General features: G+C 68.7%; 17 protein-coding genes. 10 read left to right on the forward strand and 7 right to left on the reverse strand.

Annotated features, from left to right (window positions below; translation table 11 throughout):
• Positions 1–364: 364 nt before the first annotated feature.
• Positions 365–1,735, reverse strand: coding sequence for an AcvB/VirJ family lysyl-phosphatidylglycerol hydrolase (locus tag MFF07_RS21640; protein ID WP_238232889.1), 1,371 nt, complete (start codon positions 1,733–1,735; stop codon positions 365–367).
• The gene (gene mprF / locus MFF07_RS21645; protein WP_238232890.1) at positions 1,732–4,320 is read right to left on the reverse strand and encodes a bifunctional lysylphosphatidylglycerol flippase/synthetase MprF; all 2,589 of its coding nucleotides are present in this window, start codon (positions 4,318–4,320) and stop codon (positions 1,732–1,734) included. The genes MFF07_RS21640 and mprF overlap by 4 nt, the downstream gene beginning before the upstream one ends.
• A gap of 389 nt (positions 4,321–4,709) precedes the next feature.
• Here mprF and MFF07_RS21650 point away from each other — a divergent pair, with 389 nt between their 5' ends.
• From MFF07_RS21650 to MFF07_RS21680, 7 genes are all read left to right on the forward strand, one after another.
• Entirely contained in the window at positions 4,710–4,901 is a 192-nt protein-coding gene (locus MFF07_RS21650) for a hypothetical protein (protein WP_147078040.1), read from the forward strand.
• Positions 4,902–4,990: 89 nt separating this feature from the next.
• Entirely contained in the window at positions 4,991–6,178 is a 1,188-nt protein-coding gene (locus MFF07_RS21655; RefSeq protein ID WP_147814089.1) for a pyridoxal phosphate-dependent aminotransferase, read from the forward strand.
• 46 nt (positions 6,179–6,224) lie between these two features.
• Entirely contained in the window at positions 6,225–6,908 is a 684-nt protein-coding gene (locus MFF07_RS21660; RefSeq protein ID WP_147814087.1) for a glutathione S-transferase family protein, read from the forward strand.
• 40 nt (positions 6,909–6,948) lie between these two features.
• Complete coding sequence (locus tag MFF07_RS21665; RefSeq protein WP_147814085.1) at positions 6,949–7,269, forward strand: hypothetical protein; 321 nt, start codon at positions 6,949–6,951, stop codon at positions 7,267–7,269.
• A gap of 422 nt (positions 7,270–7,691) precedes the next feature.
• Positions 7,692–9,902, forward strand: coding sequence for a transglycosylase domain-containing protein (locus MFF07_RS21670; RefSeq protein ID WP_147814083.1), 2,211 nt, complete (start codon positions 7,692–7,694; stop codon positions 9,900–9,902).
• Between the two features lie 71 nt (positions 9,903–9,973).
• Positions 9,974–10,216 (forward strand): hypothetical protein, encoded by a 243-nt coding sequence (locus MFF07_RS21675; protein ID WP_147814081.1) that lies wholly within the window; start codon positions 9,974–9,976, stop codon positions 10,214–10,216.
• A 342-nt stretch (positions 10,217–10,558) separates the two neighbouring features.
• Positions 10,559–10,939 (forward strand): PilZ domain-containing protein, encoded by a 381-nt coding sequence (locus MFF07_RS21680; RefSeq protein ID WP_238232891.1) that lies wholly within the window; start codon positions 10,559–10,561, stop codon positions 10,937–10,939.
• Between the two features lie 15 nt (positions 10,940–10,954).
• Here the strand turns inward: MFF07_RS21680 and ppa are convergent, their stop codons facing one another.
• Together ppa and MFF07_RS21690 are read right to left on the reverse strand one after the other, a co-directional pair.
• Complete coding sequence (ppa, locus tag MFF07_RS21685) at positions 10,955–11,500, reverse strand: inorganic diphosphatase (protein WP_147814077.1); 546 nt, start codon at positions 11,498–11,500, stop codon at positions 10,955–10,957.
• A gap of 117 nt (positions 11,501–11,617) precedes the next feature.
• A complete protein-coding gene (locus MFF07_RS21690; RefSeq protein ID WP_147814075.1) occupies positions 11,618–12,124 on the reverse strand; it encodes a GNAT family N-acetyltransferase in 507 nt (168 codons plus the stop codon).
• A gap of 190 nt (positions 12,125–12,314) precedes the next feature.
• On the opposite strand from MFF07_RS21690, the gene MFF07_RS21695 reads away from it, so the two are divergent.
• Complete coding sequence (locus MFF07_RS21695; RefSeq protein ID WP_147814073.1) at positions 12,315–13,949, forward strand: DEAD/DEAH box helicase; 1,635 nt, start codon at positions 12,315–12,317, stop codon at positions 13,947–13,949.
• A gap of 190 nt (positions 13,950–14,139) precedes the next feature.
• Here MFF07_RS21695 and rsgA read toward each other — a convergent pair whose 3' ends face one another.
• Positions 14,140–15,168, reverse strand: coding sequence for a ribosome small subunit-dependent GTPase A (rsgA, locus tag MFF07_RS21700; protein ID WP_238232892.1), 1,029 nt, complete (start codon positions 15,166–15,168; stop codon positions 14,140–14,142).
• A 125-nt stretch (positions 15,169–15,293) separates the two neighbouring features.
• A complete protein-coding gene (locus MFF07_RS21705; RefSeq protein ID WP_147814069.1) occupies positions 15,294–16,916 on the reverse strand; it encodes a Na+/H+ antiporter in 1,623 nt (540 codons plus the stop codon).
• A gap of 162 nt (positions 16,917–17,078) precedes the next feature.
• Here MFF07_RS21705 and msrA point away from each other — a divergent pair, with 162 nt between their 5' ends.
• Both msrA and MFF07_RS21715 read left to right on the forward strand, forming a co-directional pair.
• Positions 17,079–17,597, forward strand: coding sequence for a peptide-methionine (S)-S-oxide reductase MsrA (msrA, locus tag MFF07_RS21710; RefSeq protein WP_306424656.1), 519 nt, complete (start codon positions 17,079–17,081; stop codon positions 17,595–17,597).
• Between the two features lie 136 nt (positions 17,598–17,733).
• Positions 17,734–18,228 (forward strand): methylated-DNA--[protein]-cysteine S-methyltransferase, encoded by a 495-nt coding sequence (locus MFF07_RS21715; RefSeq protein ID WP_147814065.1) that lies wholly within the window; start codon positions 17,734–17,736, stop codon positions 18,226–18,228.
• A gap of 18 nt (positions 18,229–18,246) precedes the next feature.
• Here the strand turns inward: MFF07_RS21715 and MFF07_RS21720 are convergent, their stop codons facing one another.
• Positions 18,247–19,641 carry a polyhydroxyalkanoate depolymerase gene (locus MFF07_RS21720; protein ID WP_238232893.1) on the reverse strand — a complete coding sequence of 465 codons (1,395 nt, stop codon included), beginning with the start codon at positions 19,639–19,641 and terminating at the stop codon, positions 18,247–18,249.
• Positions 19,642–19,740: the final 99 nt, after the last annotated feature.

The following is a 19,740-nucleotide window of genomic DNA, read 5'->3' on the forward strand; positions in this document are numbered from 1 at the left end:
GTTTTGACACAGCCAGGGTCGCAAGTGGACCCAGAGCATGGGTTCCATCTGTCAGATTTCGACCACTAAGTCCCGGATCGCCTTCCGCTTCGCGGCCAGCGTCCAGCAATGGGGTGCGCAGCCCATCCAATCAACCGGAGATCTCCAAGACGGCTTCCGGTCGATCGAAGGGTCGTCGCGCATCTCCTCGCCCTCTGGGCGAGGGGGACCGCGCGCAGCGTGGTGGAGTGGGCTGCACGACGGCCGGCATTCAACGACGACAACGCCGCCCCCTCCGTCCGCTTCGCGGCCACCTCCCCCAGTGGGGGAGGAGACGCGCGAGCCATGCCGAATGAGGCAGCCGGAAACGGTATGAGATCCGCCCTCACTCCGGCAGCCGCGCCGCCTCGACGATGCGGCGGGCGAGGGCCGGGTAGTCGCCGTCGAAATGGTGGCCGCCGTCGATGAGGAGCTTTCGGGTGCCGGCGAGGCTCGGGTCGCGACAGGGCGAATCCGTCTCCTTCGAGCCGTGGATGCAGAGCACGCGATCGGCCGGCAGGGCGGCGAGTTGCGGCAGCACGGCGTGTTCGCCGCCGAAGCCGAGCCAGCCCTTCACGGAGACGCTGAACCCCGTGCTGCGGCCGGGCGCCAGCAGCGCGATCAGCCGGATGCGGTCGCGCAGCGCCGCCGGCAGGTAGGGCCACGCGAACGGAAACAGGTCGGCGCCGAAGGAGTAGCCGAGCACCAGCACCGGCAGCGTCTTGCCGGGGTCAGCCTGCTGCAGCATCGCGGCGACGTCGGCGGCGACCGTCTTCGGGTCGCGGTCGGTCCAGAAATAGCGCAGGGCGTCGAGGCCGACGACGTGGATGCCCTCGCGGGTCAGGTGCTCGCCGACGGTCTTGTCGATGTCGCGCCAGCCGCCGTCGCCGGAGACGAACAGGGCGACCGCGCGCGTTTTGCCGACGGCCGGCAGGTCGACCAGCGGCAGGCCCCCGGTGCCGGCATCCTGCGCCGCGATCGCTGCGGCTGCATCGACGGCGGCGGTAACGCGGCGAGCGGGATCGGGCTCGGCGTGCCGCTCGACCGGGAAGGGGCCGGCACCGGGCGCCGTGTCCGGCGTCGCCGGCGACGCCTCGGCGCTCACGATCGTCAGCTGCGCCTGGCTCCGCTCCGGCAGCGGGTAGGCGTGGCCGCCGGCCGGGTCGGGACGTGGCGCGGTGACGGGCGCGCCGTCGTCGCAGATCGGAAGGCGGGTGCGGAGCCCGGCGGCGGGATCGAGGGCGACGCCCCCACTCAGCGTCGCCGGCAGGGCCCGCGACAGCACGGCCTGGACGAGCGTCCCGCCCTCGCCGAGCCCGACCAGGACCGGGCGCAGGTAGCTCTGCCCGTGGAGCGTCCGCTGCGCCTCCTTGGCCAGCAGCTCGATGTCGACGATCGGCCGGGTGCAGGCCGTGGTCTCGCGGTCGAGGGCCGTCCGCCAGCGCTCGAGATCGAGCTGGAGCACGATGAAGCCGCGCGCGCGCAGCGCCTCGCCCAGCGCCTGCTCCGCAGGCCCCGTCCCGCCGGCCGCGGAGACGATCGCTGCGAGACCGAGCGGCGTGCCGGCCGGCGCCTCCACGAGGACGTCCGCGAGCTGGGCCGATGAGATCCGCTCCGGCAGGCGCGGCGGCGACCCGGATCGGGTGAGCAGAAGGCCGCCGACGACGGCGAGAGCGGCCGCCCCGGCGAACAGAGCGCGGCGGCGGCCGAACCTCATCGGCGGATCAGGCCGAGGGGCGAGCCGTTCACCAGCGTCGTCACGTCGAGCAGGGTCTTGGGCGTCTGCAGGCCGCCGGGGCAGATCAGGTAATAGGGCGTCCAGACCGGATCGAACTTGTGCTTGAAGCTGCGCAGGCCGTCGAAGCTGTAGAGGTCGGCGCCGCGCCGGTAGAGGAAGGTGCCGAAGCGGTTCCAGCGCGAGGCCAGCCGCCGGTCGACGAGGCCGGAGAGCGGCGCCGCGCCGAGGTTGAACCAGCGATAGCCCTCGGCCTTCGCCGTCAGCAGCAGGTTGGCGAAGAGCGCGTCCATGATCACCTTCGAGGCATCCGGCGCGTAGCGGATCAGGTCGATGGCGATCTCGTTGCGGTCGGCCCCGCGCAGGAGGTTGGCGAAGGCGACGATGCGGCCCTCCTTCTTCATCACGGCGACGTCGAAGCGGGCGAGGTAGGCCGGGTCGAAGGCGCCCATGGAAAAACGCTTCTCGCCGCCCTGCTTGTGCGCGAGCCAGGCACTCGAGACCTGGCGCAGCTCGTACATCGCGAGGCGCACCTGCGCCTGCGGCACGATTTCGAAGGTCAGCCCCTCCTTCTCGGCCCGGCGCTGGCCGTAGCGCAGGTCGTGCCGGGCCGGGCCCTTCAGCGAGAAGTCGGCCAGCGGCACGCGGGCGACTTCGCCCAGCTTCAGCGCGGTGAGGCCCATGTCGAGGAACAGGGCGAGGTTGTCGGGGCCGACGCCGTAGAACACCGGCCGCGCCGCGGCGCGGTCGGCAAGCTCGCGAAAAGCCCAGGCGAGGTCCGCCTGCAACCGGGCCGGGCCCACCGGATCGCCGAGCGCCACGAGGCTGCGCCCGGCGCGGGCATACATCACGAAGCCGTCGCCGCCGGGCGCGGTCAAGAACTCCTTGTCGCCGAGCAGCGCCATGGCGGCCGAGGCGCTGGGAGAGGCCGCGACGAGGGCGGCGATATCCGCCGGGATTGTGGGCTCGGCCGCCCGGCGGCGGCCGCGATGGTTCACGGCGCTGTCGAAGCCGATGGCGGCGAGCCCGATCACGAAGGCGAAGGAGACGCGCGCCAGGGCCGGCCCGTTGCCGTCCCAGGAAATCTGCCACCACAAGGCATCGGCGCTGGCGCCATGGGTGAAGAGGAGGAAGCCGAGCCCAGCCGAGGCTGCGGTCAGCGCGCCGAGGGCGGTGAATGCCGGGCCACGGCCCGCCGTTCGGCGCAGCCACACGCGGGTGACGGTGAAGGGGTTGGCCTTCGGGCAGCGATAGAACGAGCCCCGGACCAGGGCGAGGCAGAGGGCGAGCGCGCCGAGGAGCGTCGCCTCCTCCCAATCGAGGCCCTTGCCCAGCGAGAAGCCGGCGCCGAGGACGAGCAGCATCAGCGCCGCGTTCCAGGCGCGGACCAGCCGCCGGTAGAGCCCGCGTGCGATGACCAGCAGCGCGACGCCGACGAGGCAGGACGCGAAATGCGAGGCCTCGACGAAGGGCGTCGGCACCACGTCCGCCAGCACGGCGATGCGCGAGGCGAGATCGCGGGTCGCGCCGGAGGCGAGCAGCATCACGCCGCCCGCAAGGGCGATGGCGGCGGAGGCCGCAGGCACCATCGGTTCCGCGAAACGCAGCGCGCGTGCGATCGCCACGCGGCGGCGATGCAGCTCGACGGCGCCGAGGCCGAGGATTGCCGCGCCGAAGGGCAGCAGCATGTAGATGACGCGGTAGGCCAGAAGCGCGCCGAGCACGTCGGCCTGCGCATGGAGCCCCAGGCCCGCCAGCAGCGTCGCCTCGAAGGCGCCGAGGCCGCCGGGCGCGTGGCTCGCGATTCCGACAAGCGTCGCGGCGATGTAGGCGAGGAGGAAGGCGGGAAAGCCCGGCAGGGCGTAGGCCGGCAACAGCACGTAGAGCGTCGCCGCCGCCGCGGTGATGTCGACGACGCCTGCCGAGATCTGCAGCAGGGCCGCCCGCGAGGTCGGAAGGCGCAGGGTGAAGCCGCGCAGCCGGATCACGCGCGGCGTCGCCCCGAGCCAGGCCACCATGCCGGCCACGAGGCCGAGCACGGCCAGTCCGGCCATCGTCGCGTGCAGGGGCGTCGTGCCGCCGAGACCGTGGAAATGCTCCGGTCCGCAGACCAGCGCCAGCGCCGTCATGGTGACGAGCGACATCAGCAGCGCGAACCACGAAGCGCCGAGCACGCGCCCGACATCGGCGAGCCCGCCGCCATGGGCGCCATAGGCACGCATCCGGAAGGCGCCCTGGGTCAGGATCGGGAAGCCGAGGGCGTTGGACACGGCATAGCCGCCGGCCCCCGTCGCCAGGGCCGTGACACGCGGGATCTTGCCGGGGGCAACGGTTTCGACTGCGATCAGGTCGTAGACCGCGATGGCGGCGAAGCTCACGGCGGTCAGCAGCAGTGCCAGAGCCAGCGCCGGATCGGGAATCCGCTCGTAGGCGGCGGTGACCGAATCGAACGAGACCTGACGCAGCGTGCGCTCGATCGCGAGCGCGGCCAGAACCGTCAGGCCAAGTCCGACGGCACGCGGCAGCGCCCGTGCGAGCACCCGCCAGCCGGATCGCGCAGCCGGCACGGCGGTAGCGCCATGCTCGCCCGGTGTCGGGACGGGTGACGATGTCGAAGGAATCATCGGCGGTTGGGACACGAATGGCGAGCCGTGGAACGACCCGAAGGAGGCCGCGGGCGCGATGTGTCGCGGCGGCCGGTTTCAGCCTTCTCAGGCATCGAGTCCGAATGTTGCGTGAATGAGGCGAAGGATCGCACGCATGCGCCGACCGAAACGCAGTCGTGTGACGCGGCTTCCGGCTCCGCGGGCCGCCGGTGTCGAGACGTCCTCGGCCGCCCTGCGGTCGGACCCGCAAAATCGACGGGCGGGGTGTCCCCATGCGGTGAAAGCGGTGCTATGAGCGCTGGTCTTCAAGCGTGCGGGGATTCTGACCCGCTCAAGGTGAGTGTCTGCCCATGAACCCGCTGGTTCCGCTCGGTATCCTGTTCCTCCTGCCGCTCACCGCGATCGGCCTCGTGCTCTACACCGATACCGGCATCTCGCCCGACCTGTTCTACGCCGCCGTGAAGACCTCGGTGATCCTGATTGTCGTCGGCGGCGCGATCTCGTTCGCCGCGAGCAAGCTCGCCGAGCGCTCGAACGGCTGATTTCTTGCTCGTGCGTTGTCGAGGGTCGGCTTTCTGAGAAGCCCCCCTCGGCCACGCGCGACGCGCGGGCTCAACGTTACGAGGAACGCATGCTCCACGTCGTCCCCGCTTTCGACCGCATCGGCGAAGAGAACGCCTTCGCCGTCCTGGCGCGCGCCAACGCGCTGGCCTCCGAGGGCCGCGACATCGTCAATCTCGGTATCGGCCAGCCCGATATGCCGACGCCGGCCCACATCGTCGAGGCCGGCATCAAGGCCCTTCGCGATGGCCACCACGGCTACACCCCGGCCGTCGGCATCCTGCCTCTGCGCGAGGCGGTGGCCCAGGACATCTGGCGCCGCCATCAGGTGACGGTGCTGCCTGATTCGGTGATGATCGTGCCGGGCGGCAAGGTCACCATGTTCATGGCGATCCTGATGTTCGGCGAGCCCGGCGTCGAGATCCTCTATCCGGACCCCGGTTTTCCGATCTACCGCTCGATGATCGAGTTCACCGGCGCCACGCCCGTCCCGGTGCCGATCCGCGAGGAGAACCGCTTCGCCTTCTCGGCGGAGGAGACGCTGGCGCTGATCACGCCGAAGACGCGGCTGCTCATCGTCAACTCGCCGGCCAACCCCACCGGCGGCGTCACGCCGAAATCCGAGATCGACAAGCTCGTCGCGGGCCTCGCCGCGCACCCCGACCTCGCGGTGATGTCGGACGAGATTTACGGGACGATGACCTATGACGGCGAGGCCCACCACTCGCTGCTGAAGTACGATGAGATCCGCGACCGGCTGATCTATCTCGACGGCGCGTCCAAGACCTACGCCATGACAGGCTGGCGGCTCGGCTGGTCGGTCTGGCCGAAGAAGCTCTACGAGGCGGCGCGCAAGCTCGCGGTCAACGCGCATTCCTGCGTCAACGCCTCGACGCAATGGGCCGGCGTCGCCGCGCTCAACGGCCCGCAGGATTGCGTGGCCGAAATGGTCGCCGAGTTCGACCGGCGGCGGAAGCTCGTGGTCGACGGCCTCAACGCCCTGCCCAACGTCTCCTGCATCTCGCCGAAGGGCGCGTTCTACGCCTTCCCCAACGTCTCCAGGACCGGCTGGAAGGCGAAGAAGCTCGCCGCGGCGCTGCTGGAGGAGGCCGGTGTGGCGGTCATCGGCGGCCCGGATTTCGGCGTCTGCGCCGAGGGCTACATCCGCCTGTCCTATGCGAACTCGGCCGAGAACATTGCGCGCGCGCTGGAGCGGATGGACGCGTTCCTCTCGGAGAAGAGTGCCGACCCGGCGTGAACGGACCGGGGGCAGACGCCCCCTTCATCGCAGGAGCCGACGACGCATGATCCAGTTCTACTTCAACGGATCGCCCAACCCGACGAAGGTCGCGCTGCTGCTGGAAGAACTGGGTCTGCCCTACGAGCCGATCCCGGTCGATGCCGGCCGGGGCGCGCAGTTCGCGCCGGACTATCTTGCGATCAATCCGAACGCCAAGGTGCCGGCGATCATCGACGACGGCGTGACGGTCTTCGACAGCAACGCCATCCTGCTCTACCTCGCCGAACGAACCGGCCGCTTCCTTCCGGACGATCCCCGCGACCGCGGGCCGCTGCTGTCCTGGCTGATGTTCGTCGCCTCCGGCATCGGACCGTTCTCGGGCCAAGCCGTGCACTTCCGGCATTTCGCACCGGAGGCCGTGCCCTACGCCAAGCAACGTTACGATTACGAGGCGCGCCGGCACTACGGCGTCCTCGACGCCCATCTCGCCCGGCATCGCACCATGGTCGGCGACACCTACACGATCGTCGACATGGGCGTGTGGGCCTGGGCGCGCATGGTGCCTTTCATTCTCGGAGACGGTGCCTGGGACTCGTTTCCGAACCTGAAGCGCCTGCACGACGAGGTCTCGGCCCGCCCGGCTGCCGCGAAGGCGCTTGCCCTGAAGGAGCGGTTCACGTTCAATCCGCCCACTGACGACGAGGGCCGCCGGCACATGTTCAAGCATCTCGGCGGGGCGGAGGCCTGACGACGACGCGGCCGAAAGGAGCGGCTGAAGGGAGGCGCCCGTGAGAACATCCGGCAACGCGGCCTGGAACCGCCCTTTCTGCCGCCTCGCCCACGGAGTCGTGACCGTCAACATCGCGGTCTTCGTCGCCGCCCAGGCCTACGCCCAGTTCGCCTGGGGCCAGCGCGAACCGATCAGCACGCTCTGGTTTGCCGTCAGCGCAGGGTTGATCTTCGTCCATATCCTGACCGCCTTCGTCTGGGCGTGGATCGACGGCGAACCGATTCAATGGGACGACGATTCCATGGGTTCCGGCTCGGACATGTCGTCCGACGCGAACGATGGCGGATCCGGCGATGGCGGCGACTCGTCCGGGTCCTGAACTCCGCCGACAAAGAAAAAGCGCGCCTCTCGTCAAGAGAAACGCGCTTTCAGGTAGTTCTTCGTCTCAGGTAAGAACGGCACTAGCCTCTACTGGCAGCGTGACGACCAAGCTGTAGCATGGTGGCAACAACGCACAGCACGAACGTGTCATTGATCCGTCATGTGATGATTAGGGTGTCGACCATGCGCCAGCCGGTATCGACTCACTGCCGCGCATCGTCGGACGACGATGCCGCCGGCGCGCGCAGAGGTCTCGCGCGGGAACGGCCCGCTCTCATCGCCGGCAAGTCTATGTGATTGCTGCACAAACACATTTCGAGGGTTAACGCTCCCTAAACCCGCCGCATTTACCGTGCGGAACCGGACCGGACATGGCCTGCGCTCGCAGGCTTTTGGGGCGGGACGGATCAGATCAGGCGCATGGCGAACGGACGCGGCCGCACGACGAGGCAGGAGCCGAACTTCGACGCGCCTGAGGGCCGCGGCGCAGGGGCTTCCGATCTTCGCATGTCCGCAGCGGATCGCCCGGGAGGCGGCGTGGCAAAGCGCGGATCGGGATCGGCGGATCGTGGCGGCCGGCAGCCGTCCAAGGGCGGCGGCAATGGCGGCGGCCGGGGCAAGGGTGGCGGTGGCGCATCGCGCAGCCGTTCGCGGCGGCGCGGTTCGATCCTGGGCAAGCTCGTCTATACCGGTATCGTGCTCGGCCTCTGGGCCGTGATCGGGGTCGCCGGGCTCGTGGCCTATCACGCCTCGCAGCTGCCGCCGATCGACCAGCTCAGCGTGCCGAAGCGGCCGCCCAACATCGCGATCCTCGCCAGCGACGGCTCGCTGCTCGCCAACCGCGGCGAGACCGGCGGCCGCGTCGTCTCGATCAAGGAATTGCCGCCCTACCTGCCGCGCGCCTTCGTCGCGATCGAGGACCGGCGCTTCTACGAGCATTTCGGCGTCGACCCCGTCGGCATCGCCCGCGCGGTGGTGCAGAACCTGACGCGCCGCGGCGTCTCGCAGGGCGGCTCGACGCTCACCCAGCAGCTCGCCAAGAATCTGTTTCTGACACCGGAACGGTCGGCTTCCAGAAAGATCCAGGAAGCGATCCTGGCCCTGTGGCTGGAGCACAAATACTCGAAGGACGAGATTCTCGAACTCTATCTTAACCGAGTCTATTTCGGCGCCGGCGCCTACGGCGTCGAGGCGGCGGCGCAGCGCTACTTCGGCAAGCCCGCGAAGAACGTCACGCTGGCCGAGGCGGCGATGCTCGGCGGCCTCGTTCAGGCGCCCTCGCGGCTCGCGCCGAACCGCAACCTCAAGGCGGCCCAGGCGCGTGGCGCGCAGGTGCTCGCGGCGATGGAAGAGCTTGGCTTCGCCAAGCCCGCAGACGCCAAGGTCGCCCTGGCGCAGCCGGCACGGCTCTACGGTTCGCGCGGCGGCGGCTCCTCGAACTACGTCGCCGACCTCGTCATGGACGTGCTCGACGACTTCCTGCCGAAGTTCGAGGCCGACATCGTCGTCGCGACGACGGTCGACACCGGCCTGCAGGCCGCGGCGGAAAAGGCGCTCGTCGACGAGTTGAACGCCAAGGGCGGGCGCTTCAACGTCGGCCAGGGTGCGCTCGTCTCGATGAAGCCGGACGGCGCCGTGCGCGCGCTGATCGGCGGCCGGGACTACGCCCAGAGCCAGTTCAACCGGGCGACCACGGCCAAGCGCCAGCCGGGCTCGTCGTTCAAGCCGTTCGTCTACCTCGCCGCGGTCGAGCACGGCCTGACGCCGGATACGATCCGCGACGACGCGCCGGTGAAGATCGGCAACTGGAGCCCAGAGAACTACACGCACGCCTACAAGGGGCCCGTGGCGCTCCGCGACGCGCTCGCGCAATCGCTGAATACGGTGGCCGTGCGGCTCGGCCAGGAGGTCGGCCCCAAGGCCGTGGTGCAGACGGCGCAGCGCCTCGGCATCTCCTCGTCGCTCCAGGCCAACGGCTCCATCGCGCTCGGCACCTCCGAGGTGACGCCGATGGAGATGGTCGGCGCCTATTGCGCCTTCGCCAACGGCGGCACCGGCGTGATCCCCTACGTCATCGCCAGCATCAAGAGCGCGGACGGCAAGGTGCTCTACAAGCGCGGGGCCGGCGGCCTCGGCCGCGTGATGTCGCCGGACGCCGACGGCATGATGAACGCGATGATGCACGAGACCTTCGTCAGCGGCACCGCCAAGAAGGGCGACATTCCCGGCTGGGAGCTCGCCGGCAAGACCGGCACCAGCCAGGATTATCGCGATGCCTGGATGATCGGCTATTCGGGCGCCCTCGTCACCGGGGTCTGGCTCGGCAACGACGACGGCGAGTCGACCAAGAAGGCCACCGGCGGCAGCCTGCCGCTGGAGATCTGGAAGACCTACATGACCACCGCCCTGAAGGGCGAGAAGCCGGTGCCTCTGCCCGGCCTCAACCGCTGGCACGCGCGGGAAGCGCCGGCCGTGGCGCAGGCGATCCCGAACCCGATCGGCGAGATCATCGGTGCGATCACCGGTGAGCCGCAACAGACCGCCTCGACCCGCCCGCCGCCGCGCGAGCGTCGCCAGAGCCAGGACGACCGCAACTTCCTCGAAAAGCTCTTCGGCGTCGGAGACGAGTGAGGCCTCGGCCGCGTCTTTGCATTCGCTCCCGTCGCAGCGGAGGATCGCTGCGTCGGGGGGAGGCACGCGCCATGTACAGGGTGATGGAGTATCGGCGGCGGCGCGGCCCCGGCCAGTCTTTGTTCGGCCCACGCGTGCACACCGCCCAATACGCCAGCCGCAGCGAGGCGGGCCGCACGGCAGAGGCCGAAGCCGGCCGCTTCGCGCATCACGGCTACAACGGCGAGCAGGATTACTGGTGGGGCTGGAACGAGGCCGACGAGACGGGACTGGTTTTTGTGGTCGAAACCGACCCGACTTCGAAGATCGCGTGAGCGCCCTCGCTTTGCCCGGTCCGATCGTGTTTCCGGTCGATGCGTTCGGGGCAACGTCAGCCCAATGCCAAGCCGTCTTTGCGAGCCGAAGGCGAAGCAATCCAGGGCCAACGCACAACCCTTGTGGTTGTGGCCCTGGATTGCTTCGCTGCGCTCCCAAAGACGAGGAGGAATCCGAGGCAAACAAACAGAAACTGTATGAGACCCGGTCCAGAGCACAATCTGGAAGAGTGTTTGCAGCCCACGGCACGACAAGCCTGTGACTGCCAAGCTCGATTAACCGGTCGGCAACCGACAAACACAACTCTGGCGCGTATTCTCTCCCGAAATGGGAGGCGTTTCATGACAGAGCGTAGATCCAAGCCGCGCATGCGCGTCGACAGCGTGGCTTTCATCATCACCAGAATCGGAAACCCCGTCGTCTGCCGGATCAAGGACCGGTCGGCGGACGGGGCGAGGCTGTTCGTCGACAGCGTTCTCGGGATCCCCAACCAGTTCCGGCTGGTCGTCCAGAAGACCGGGGAGGAATTTTCCGCCACCGTCGTCTGGCGCGGCCCGCAGGAGATCGGCGTCGCCTTCCTGGAGATGCAGGGCGTCCTTGCCGTCGCGCCGAACGCGTTTCCGTCGCTGCCGGTCGCGATCCCGCTCGGCCCCGATCCGGGCTTCTACGCGCCGGAGAACACGGCCGAACGGCCGGCCTCCGGCTCCGCGTGCGAACCCTAGATTGCGTGGCTCAGATCACGCCTTGCCCGCCTTGTTGGCCTTCTCGCGCTCGATGCCTTCGAGGATGAGGCGGTGCGCCTCCTCCTTGTCGCCCCAGCGCAGGATCTTCACCCATTTGCCGGGCTCGAGATCCTTGTAGTGCTCGAAGAAGTGCTGGATCTGGGAGATCGTGATGTCGGGCAGGTCGGTGTAGTTCTCGACCTTGTTGTAGCGGGCGGTGAGGTGGCGCGAGGGCACGCCGATGATCTTCTCGTCCTCGCCGGCATTGTCCTCCATCACCAGCACGCCGACGGGGCGGACGCTCATGACCGCGCCCGGCGCGATGGCGCGGGTGTTGGCGACGAGCACGTCGCAGGGGTCGCCGTCGCCCGAGAGCGTGTGCGGGATGAAGCCGTAATTCCCCGGATAGAACATCGGCGTGTAGAGGAAACGGTCGACGACGAGGGCGCCCGAGGCCTTGTCCATCTCGTACTTGATCGGCTCTCCGCCCAACGGCACTTCGATGATGACGTTGACGTCGTGGGGCGGGTTCTTGCCGAGTGAGATGGCGTCGATGAGCATGACGGCGTTTCCTGAAGGTCCTGAACGAGGCTTCTTGGTCCTGTCCCGGCTTCTAAACCGCCAGAGGCGTGAAGGAAATCGGCCGTTGGGCCATAGTCGCGCATCTTCGCGCGCGGATCAGCCGAACAGGTATCCGACCTTCGGCAGGCAGGAGCCGGAGACACGCTCGATCGCCTCCGGGCCGGCCCGGCCGCCGAGCGCCTCGTAGAAGGCGCGGGCGCGGGCGTTGTCGGCGAGCGCCCAGACCCCGACCCGGGCCAGGCCGTGATCGGCGAGGTCGTTGCGCACGGCCCGGAACAGGCGGGAGCCGAGCCCCAGCCCCTGGTATTCCGGCGCCACGTAGATCTCGTCGACCTCGCCCTCGGCCGTCAGCGAGCGGTCCCGCGCCCGTCCGTAGGCGGCGTAGGCCACGACGTGCTCGCCGAACTCCATGGCGGCGAGGCCGCGGCCCCGGCCGATCATCCCCCGCCACGTGGCGGGACCGCGCTTGGCGATGAAGCGCTCCAGCGCGACGCCGGGGATCACGCCCTGGTAGGCCTCCCGCCAGGCCGCATCGAACACCGCCGACAGCATCCCGATATCGTCCGGCTTCGCCCGGCGGACGCTGAAGGTCTTCGTGCTCATGGATGCGGGTGCCTCCGAAGCAGGTCGATGCATGATGCCGACGAATGGAGCCCCGGTGCAATGGCGAAACCAAGGCGATCTGACCGGGTTCGGAACGCGGATGGACGAGATCCGGCTCTCGACGGCATGCCGCCAAGCCTGAGGTGATCCCCCTCTGTTCTCCTGGGTCGCGGCTCTGTAGAGAGCCGCCATGCTCCAGCTTCGCTCCTATCAGCGCGCCGCCCTCGATGCGCTCGACGCTCACTGGCATGGCGGTGGCGGCGACGGGCTGATCGTGCTGCCGACCGGCGCCGGCAAGGCACTGGTGATCGCCGCCCTCGTGCACGAGACGATGCGGCGCGCACCGGGATCACGGATCGCAATCGTCACGCATGTGCGTGAGCTGGTCGCGCAGAACCATCGCGAACTCATGGTCTACTGGCCCGAGGCGCCCGCCGGGATCTTCTCCGCGGGTGTCGGCCGGCGTGATGCGGACGCGCCGATCCTGTTCTGCGGCATCCAGTCGGTGCGCGACCGGGTCGAAATCCTGGCGCCGTTCGACCTCGTGATCGTCGACGAGGCGCACCTGATCCCGCGTTCGGCCGAGACCGGCTACGGCCGCTTTCTCGCCGGCGGGCGGGCGCGCAACCCGAACCTGCGGATCGTCGGCCTCACCGCGACCCCCTACCGCCTCGATTCCGGAAGGCTCGACGAAGGCGAGGGCCGGATCTTCGAGCGGATCGTCTACGAGGCCAATGTCGGCGACCTGATCCACCAGGGCTGGCTCGCGCCGCTGATCTCGAAGGCGACGGTGACGGCGCTCGACGTATCGGGCGTTCCCAAGCGCGGGGGCGACTACATCCCCGCGGCCCTCGAGGCGGCGGTCAACCGCGACTGGATCACCCGTGCCGCCGTGGAGGAGATGGTGGGCTACGGGCGCGACCGGCGCTCCTGGCTCGCCTTCTGCGCCGGCGTCGCCCACGCCGTCGCGGTGCGCGACGCCGTGCGGGCGGAGGGCATCGTCTGCGAGACGTTGTCGGGGGAAACGCCCAAGCGCGAGCGCGACCGGATCGTGAAGGCCTTCCGGGCGCAGGAAATCCGCTGCCTGACCTCGGTGGGCGTGCTCTCCACCGGTTTCAACGTGCCGGAGGTCGACCTGATCGCGCTGCTGCGCCCGACCCAGAGCGCCGGCCTCTACGTGCAGCAGGTCGGTCGCGCGCTGCGCCGGGCTCCGGGCAAGACCGATGCGCTGATCCTCGACTATGCCGGGCTGGTGCGTGCCCACGGCCCCGTCGACGTCGTCACCGCCCGCAGCGTGGCGCTCGGTCTGAAAGCACCGGGGGAAACCCGCGCCAAGGAATGTCCGGGCTGCGGCGCGCTCATCGCCCTCAACGCCAGCACCTGCGAGGGCTGCTGGGTCGAGCCGGAGGCCGAGGATAGCGATGCCAAGCATGAGGCGGAGGCCGACGATGAGCTGACCATCCTGTCCGCCGCCGTCACGGGCTGGCTGCCGGTGGAGGCGTGGCGCTTGGGGCGGCGCGCCGGACTCTTGGAGGAGCGGCTGGAGGCCGAGTTCCGCTGCCGGGGAGGGGGCTATCGTGTCGAACTGGCGCTCGAGGCCTCCGGCTACGACCGCGAGAAGGCGGTGCAGTGGTGGCGCGGCCTCGGGGGCGCCCGCCCGGTTCCGATGACGGTCGCGGAGGCAATGGAGCGCCGTGACGAACTGAGCCGGCCGATCGCGATCCAAGTCCGCGCCAACGGTCGACTCTCCGAGAGCGTCGCCTGTCGCTTCGAGGACGGCCGCACCTTCTCCGACATCCGGCGGCGCGACGATCTCGCGGCGTAGGAGTGATCAACGTCCGAGGGGCTTTGCGATCTCGAAAGCCGCGTTTCGGCCCGGACGGCTACCTTCGCGAGGTGCCTTGGAGCCGTATCCGATCCGATTGCATCGGCTCGGCGTCTCCAAGGTGTTGTCTTGCCGCGCTTTCTTTCGACCAACCGGTATCCACTTGGTCGGAAAGCGCTCTAAGCAATTGTCATTTATAGTGTTTTTTCGGAAGATTGTCGCGGTTCTCGCTGACGAGCTTGCGCCATCGGGAGAGGCGCTCGGGGGGCAGCGTGCCATTCGCGACGGCGGCTTGCACGGCGCAGCCGGGCTCATGCGCGTGCGTGCAGTCGCGGAATCGGCACGAGGGGGCGAGCTCGGTGATCTCGGCGAACAGGGTTTCGATCCCCTCTGCGGCGTCGCTGATGTGCAGCGTCCGCATTCCCGGGGTGTCGATGACCCATCCGCCACCGGCCATGGCGTGGAGCGAGCGCGACGTCGTGGTGTGGCGGCCCTTCGCGTCGTGCTCGCGAATGCCGCCGGTCTGTTGCCCCAGCTCCTGGCTGAGGCCGGCCAGCGTATTCACCAGGGTGGATTTCCCGACGCCGGACGAGCCGACGAGCGCCACCGTCTGCCCGGCGCCGCACCATGGGGCCAGGGCCTCTGCGGCCTCCGGAAGCCGGGGATTGAGGGTGATGACTACGAGTTCGCGCTGCAGTTCCGCCGCCTGGCGCCGGTACGTGTCGGCATCGGATACCGTGTCGGCCTTGGTCAGCACGATCACGGGCTCGGTGCCGCCCTGGTTGGCGAGCGCCAGATAGCGTTCCAGTCGGGCGACGTTGAAATCGGCGTTGCACGAGGTGAGGATGAAGAGGGTGTCGACGTTGGCCGCCGCGACCTGCGGTGTCTTACTGCCCTCGATGCGCCGCTCCAGCACGGTCCTGCGGGCGAGGCGACGGTGCAGTGTCTGGGAGTTCGGATCGACCAGCACCCAGTCGCCCACGGCGAAATTGCCGGTGTTGGCGTGAACCGGAAGCGTCAGCTTGACGGATCCGGCGAGGGACAGCGCGGTCAGGCGGGAGCGGTGGACCGTGGCGATCCGCATGGGAGCGAGAGCTCCCTCGCCGGCCTCGCGCTGATCCTCGAAGAACTCGGACCAGCCCAGGCTGGCAGGCCGCACTGGGTCGGGGAGGCCGGGATGATCTGTCACCCTCTGCCCATGACACGGCGCCGGACTCATGGCCAGCGTCTGCGAAATCCTGTGCCGGCCGCAGTGGAATCAAGCCTTCGCTCGGATCGGGGCTTTCGTTGTTCGGACGACGCTCCGCGCGGCGGTTCGATGCATCCCGATGGCGTCCACGGCGCCTAGGCGACGAGGCGGGCTTCGATCAGGTCGATCTCACGGACGAGGCGGCGCAGGATGACGTCGTCGATGACCTGAGACCGGCGCAGGCGGTAGAGGGCATCTCGCTCGGCCTCGATCCCGGCAAGGCGCAGGCGCTTCTCGGTGACGGCGAGTTGGAGCGCGCGGCTCCTGTCTTTCCGAAGTTCCGCGGTCGGAGCTTCGAGGCCCTCGTAGCGGTCCATGGCCCGAGCGCCGGCTTCCACGGCGATCGAGGCGTCCTCCTGCTCCTCGACGAGGCGATGCTGCAGCGACTCGATGGCCTTGACCGCGTCGTCGCGGGCGGCGGCGCGGGCAGCGTCCTCCTCGGCATCCTGGCTGGGCTCGGGGGGAAGCCGAAGACCGTGCAGGAGCCGCGGCAGGACCGTGCTCGCGAGGAGGAGGGAGGTCAGGATGACGCCCATCGCCAGGAGGATCACGAGTTCGCGGGCCGGGAACGGACTGCCGTCTTTCAGGGTGAGGGGCAATGTCAGGATGCCGGCAAGGGTGATCGCCCCCTTCACGCCGGCGAGCGTCGTCGCCGCCACGAGGCGCCAGGTCAGACCTTCGTGCTTCTGGCCGCGGCGGCGCGCCTTCACGAGCACGAACTGGAGCGAGACCCAGACCCAGACGAAGCGGATGGCCATCAGCCCGGCCGTGATCGCGAGGACCCAGGCGACGAGCCAGCCTGCGCCCTGGACATCGGATTGTTTCACGGCCTGCCCGAAGACATCCGGCAACTGCTCGCCCAGGAGCACGAAGATCGATCCGTTCGCGGCCAGCGCGACCGTGTCCCAGACGGCGGTGCGGCGGACGCGCGTGCTGCCGAGGCTGCGGCCCTGGATCTCGACATAGGTCATGGCGATGCCGGCAGCGACCGCGGCGAGGATGCCCGAGGCGTGCACGTGCTCGGCGGCAAGATAGGCGCCGAAGGGCGTGAGCAGGCTGAACAGGATCTGCAGGCCGGGATCCTCGCCCGTGCGCCGCCGCAGGAGGTCCTGTGCTCCCATGAGGACGAAGGTCGTGGCGGCGCCGATACCGAGGCCGCCCAGCGCCAGCCACAGGAACGTGGATGCGGCCTCGGGAAGCGAGAAGCTCCCCGTCAGGGCGGCGGCGATGGCGAAGCGCAGGCAGACGAGCCCGGTCGCGTCGTTCAGCAGGGCCTCGCCTTCGAGGATATGCATGAGACGCCGCGGGACGGGAGCCTGCGCCGCGACCGACGAGACCGCGATGGGGTCGGTCGGCGACAGAACGGCCGCCAGCGCGAAGGCCACGGCGAGCGGGATGCCGGGGATCATGCCATGGATGAGCATGCCGATGCCCAGCACCGTCAGGATCACCAGCCCGAGGGCGAGCGCCAGGACGGTCCTTCCATCCCGGAAGAGGTCGCGCTTGGGGATGCGCCAGCCATCGAGGAACAGGAGCGGCGGCAGAAACACGAGGAAGAAGATCTCTGGGTCGAGCGACGTGCTCGGAAGCGGCCCCAGGGCCAGGGCCACGCCGATCGCGATCTGGATCAGAGGGAGCGGCAACGGAAGCAGGCGGCCGAGGGCGCCGCTGACCAGAACCGACAGCAGGAGAGCCAGAACGACGGTAACGCTTTCCATTCGTCTCTTTCGCGCAAAGGGCCTGCGGCTGCCACGGGCAGTCGCACACCGTATGATGCAATCTTTCCGGGCGGCGCTTTGTAGCACTGCCGGGATGCGTGGAGGGACCGGTCGCGTTCCTATCTATCGGAACAGAACGACCGTTTTCGATCCGAAGGAGGAATGACGATGAGCAACGAGCGGGCGATCCTTGCGGGCGGATGCTTCTGGGGCATGCAGGACCTGATCCGGCGCCAGGAGGGGGTGGTGTCCAGCCGCGTCGGCTATACCGGGGGCGACGTGCCGAATGCGACCTACCGCAACCACGGCACCCATGCCGAGGCGATCGAAATCACCTACGATCCGGAACGGACGAGCTTCCGGCGGATGCTGGAGTTCTTCTTCCAGATCCACGACCCGACGACCCCGAACCGCCAGGGCAACGACCGTGGCCTGAGCTATCGCTCGGCGATCTACTATACCGATGACGAACAGCGGCGGGTTGCCGAGGCGACCATCGCCGATGTCGACGCGTCCGGCCTCTGGCCCGGCAAGGTGGTCACGGAGGTGACGCCGTCCGGTCCGTTCTGGGAGGCCGAGCCGGAGCACCAGGATTATCTGGAACGGCGCCCCGACGGGTACACCTGCCACTTCATCCGGCCGGGCTGGACTCTGCCTGCGCGGGCCGACGCGGTGGCGTGAACCGGTCGGTCGCGGCTCGGCCCACGACGTCACCTGGAAAGGACGTTCGCGCCGAAATCATCCTCGCGGTCGCATGATGCGAGCATGCGGCTGAGCAGCGCGTCAGTGTCGCCAAGCGGAACGGAACGCGTTTCGGATGTCATACGTCCACACCGTCATGGCATCGCCGCTCGGCGCGCTGACACTCGTCGCGAGTGCGCAAGGTCTGTCGGCCGTCCTGTGGGAGGACGACGACCCGCTGCGCGTACGGCTCGGCGAAACGCGCGAAGACGCAGCACACCTCGTACTCGCCGAGGCGGAACGACAGCTTTCCGAGTATTTTGCAGGCCGGCGCCGCTCGTTCTCGCTCGACCTCGATTTTCAGGGCACGCCGTTTCAAAGCCGGGTCTGGCGGGCTCTCCTGACCATCCCCTTCGGAGAAACGCGGTCCTACAAGCAGATTGCCATGCAGATCGGCAGTCCCACGGCGGTTCGCGCGGTCGGAGCGGCCAATGGCCGGAACCCGATCTCGATCATCGCGCCCTGTCATCGTGTCATCGGTGCGTCCGGCAAGCTCACCGGCTTTGCCGGTGGCTTGGCGGCGAAGGACTTCCTGCTGCGGTTGGAGGGCCGGCGCGACCTGCTCGGCTGAAAAGAAGTCGAACCGTGCTCAGCTCGCCCGCGCCGGTCGCTCGGTGACGGAGCGTTTCTCGGCGCCCGGGCTCTTCGCCGTCCGTCCGCCACGATGGGTGGCGAGGCCTGCATGCCAACGGTGCTCGCTCGACGGATGCTCGACACGCAGCGGGTGTGGGTGACCGATGCGGAAGCGGTCGGACCTCGCTTCCCAGGGGACGATCGCCGCGACGTCGTGTCCGTGAGAACCGGCGGTGCTGGCTTCCATGAAGGCGACGATCTTCGGCACGATCTCTGCCCGAAACCGCGAACCGTTGAAGATGCCGTAGTGCCCGGCATCCGCCTGCAGGTGGTAGGTCTTCTTCTCGCCCGGCAGGTTCGTGGCGAGGTCGAGGACGGCACGGGTCTGGCCGATGCCGGTGATGTCGTCCTTCTCGCCCTCGACCGCCATCAGACTGCAGCGCCGGATGGCGCCGAGGTCGATCGCGCGGCCGTGATGCATCAGCTCACCCTTCGGCAGGCTGTGGTCGATGAAGACCTTGCTGACAGTCTCGAGGTAAAACTCGGCGGTGAGGTCCATGACGGCGAGGTACTCGTCGTAGAACCGGCGGTGCTTCTCAGCGGAATCGCCGTCGCCCTGCACGAGATGGTCGAACATGTCCCAGTGCGAGCCGGCGTGGCGCTCGGGGTTCATGCTCATGAAGCCGATCAGCTGCAGGAAGCCGGGATAGACCGCGCGGCCGGCGCCCGGATGGGCCCCCGGCACGCGCTGGATGCAGTTCGTCTCGAACCAGCGGATGCCCTTGTCCCGAGCCATCGTGTTCACGGCCGTCGGCGCATGGCGGGTGTCGATCGGGCCGCCGATCAGCGTGGCGGAGAGTGGCGCCAGCGGGTTGCCGTCCTCCTCCATCCGGGCGATCGCGGCGATCACCGGCACGGAGGGCTGGCAGACGGCCGTGACGTGCAGGTCCGGCCCCAAGGCCTCGAAGATCTCGATGCAGTAGTCGATGTAGTCCGACAGAGCGAAAGCACCCTGCGAGAGCGGAACCTCGCGGGCGTTGGTCCAATCGGTGATGAAGAGCTGATGCGTATCGACGAAAGCGGCGACGGTGCCGCGTAGCAACGTGGCGTAGTGGCCGGACATCGGCGCCACCAGCAGCATCTTCGGCTTCGTCGTGTCGTCGCCGAAGGCCAGCACGCGGCAGAAGGGCTTTTCCCAGACGACGCGCTCAGGGGCGGGCAAATCGAATGCGGGCTTGGCGTAGGTGCGGGTGGTGCGCTCGAACATCTCGCAGCCGGCCGAAATCGCGCTGCGGTTCGGCATGTAGGAGAACGGATGGAGCGGGTTCTCGCAGGCCATCTTCGTCGCTTCGGCCGCCATGCGGACCGGAGCGAGCATGAGATTACGCGCCTCATGCATGAGGTACAGCATTGCGAGCACTCCTGGGAGCAGCTCGCGGACCAAGCTGTCCTTCGCGTCAGAGGATTGTGCTGGGCAACGCAAGGGTTGCAGGAAGGTTGCCTGCAGAAA

This window comes from Methylobacterium thuringiense (assembly GCF_022179645.1).
Taxonomy (GTDB): Bacteria; Pseudomonadota; Alphaproteobacteria; order Rhizobiales; family Beijerinckiaceae; genus Methylobacterium; species Methylobacterium thuringiense.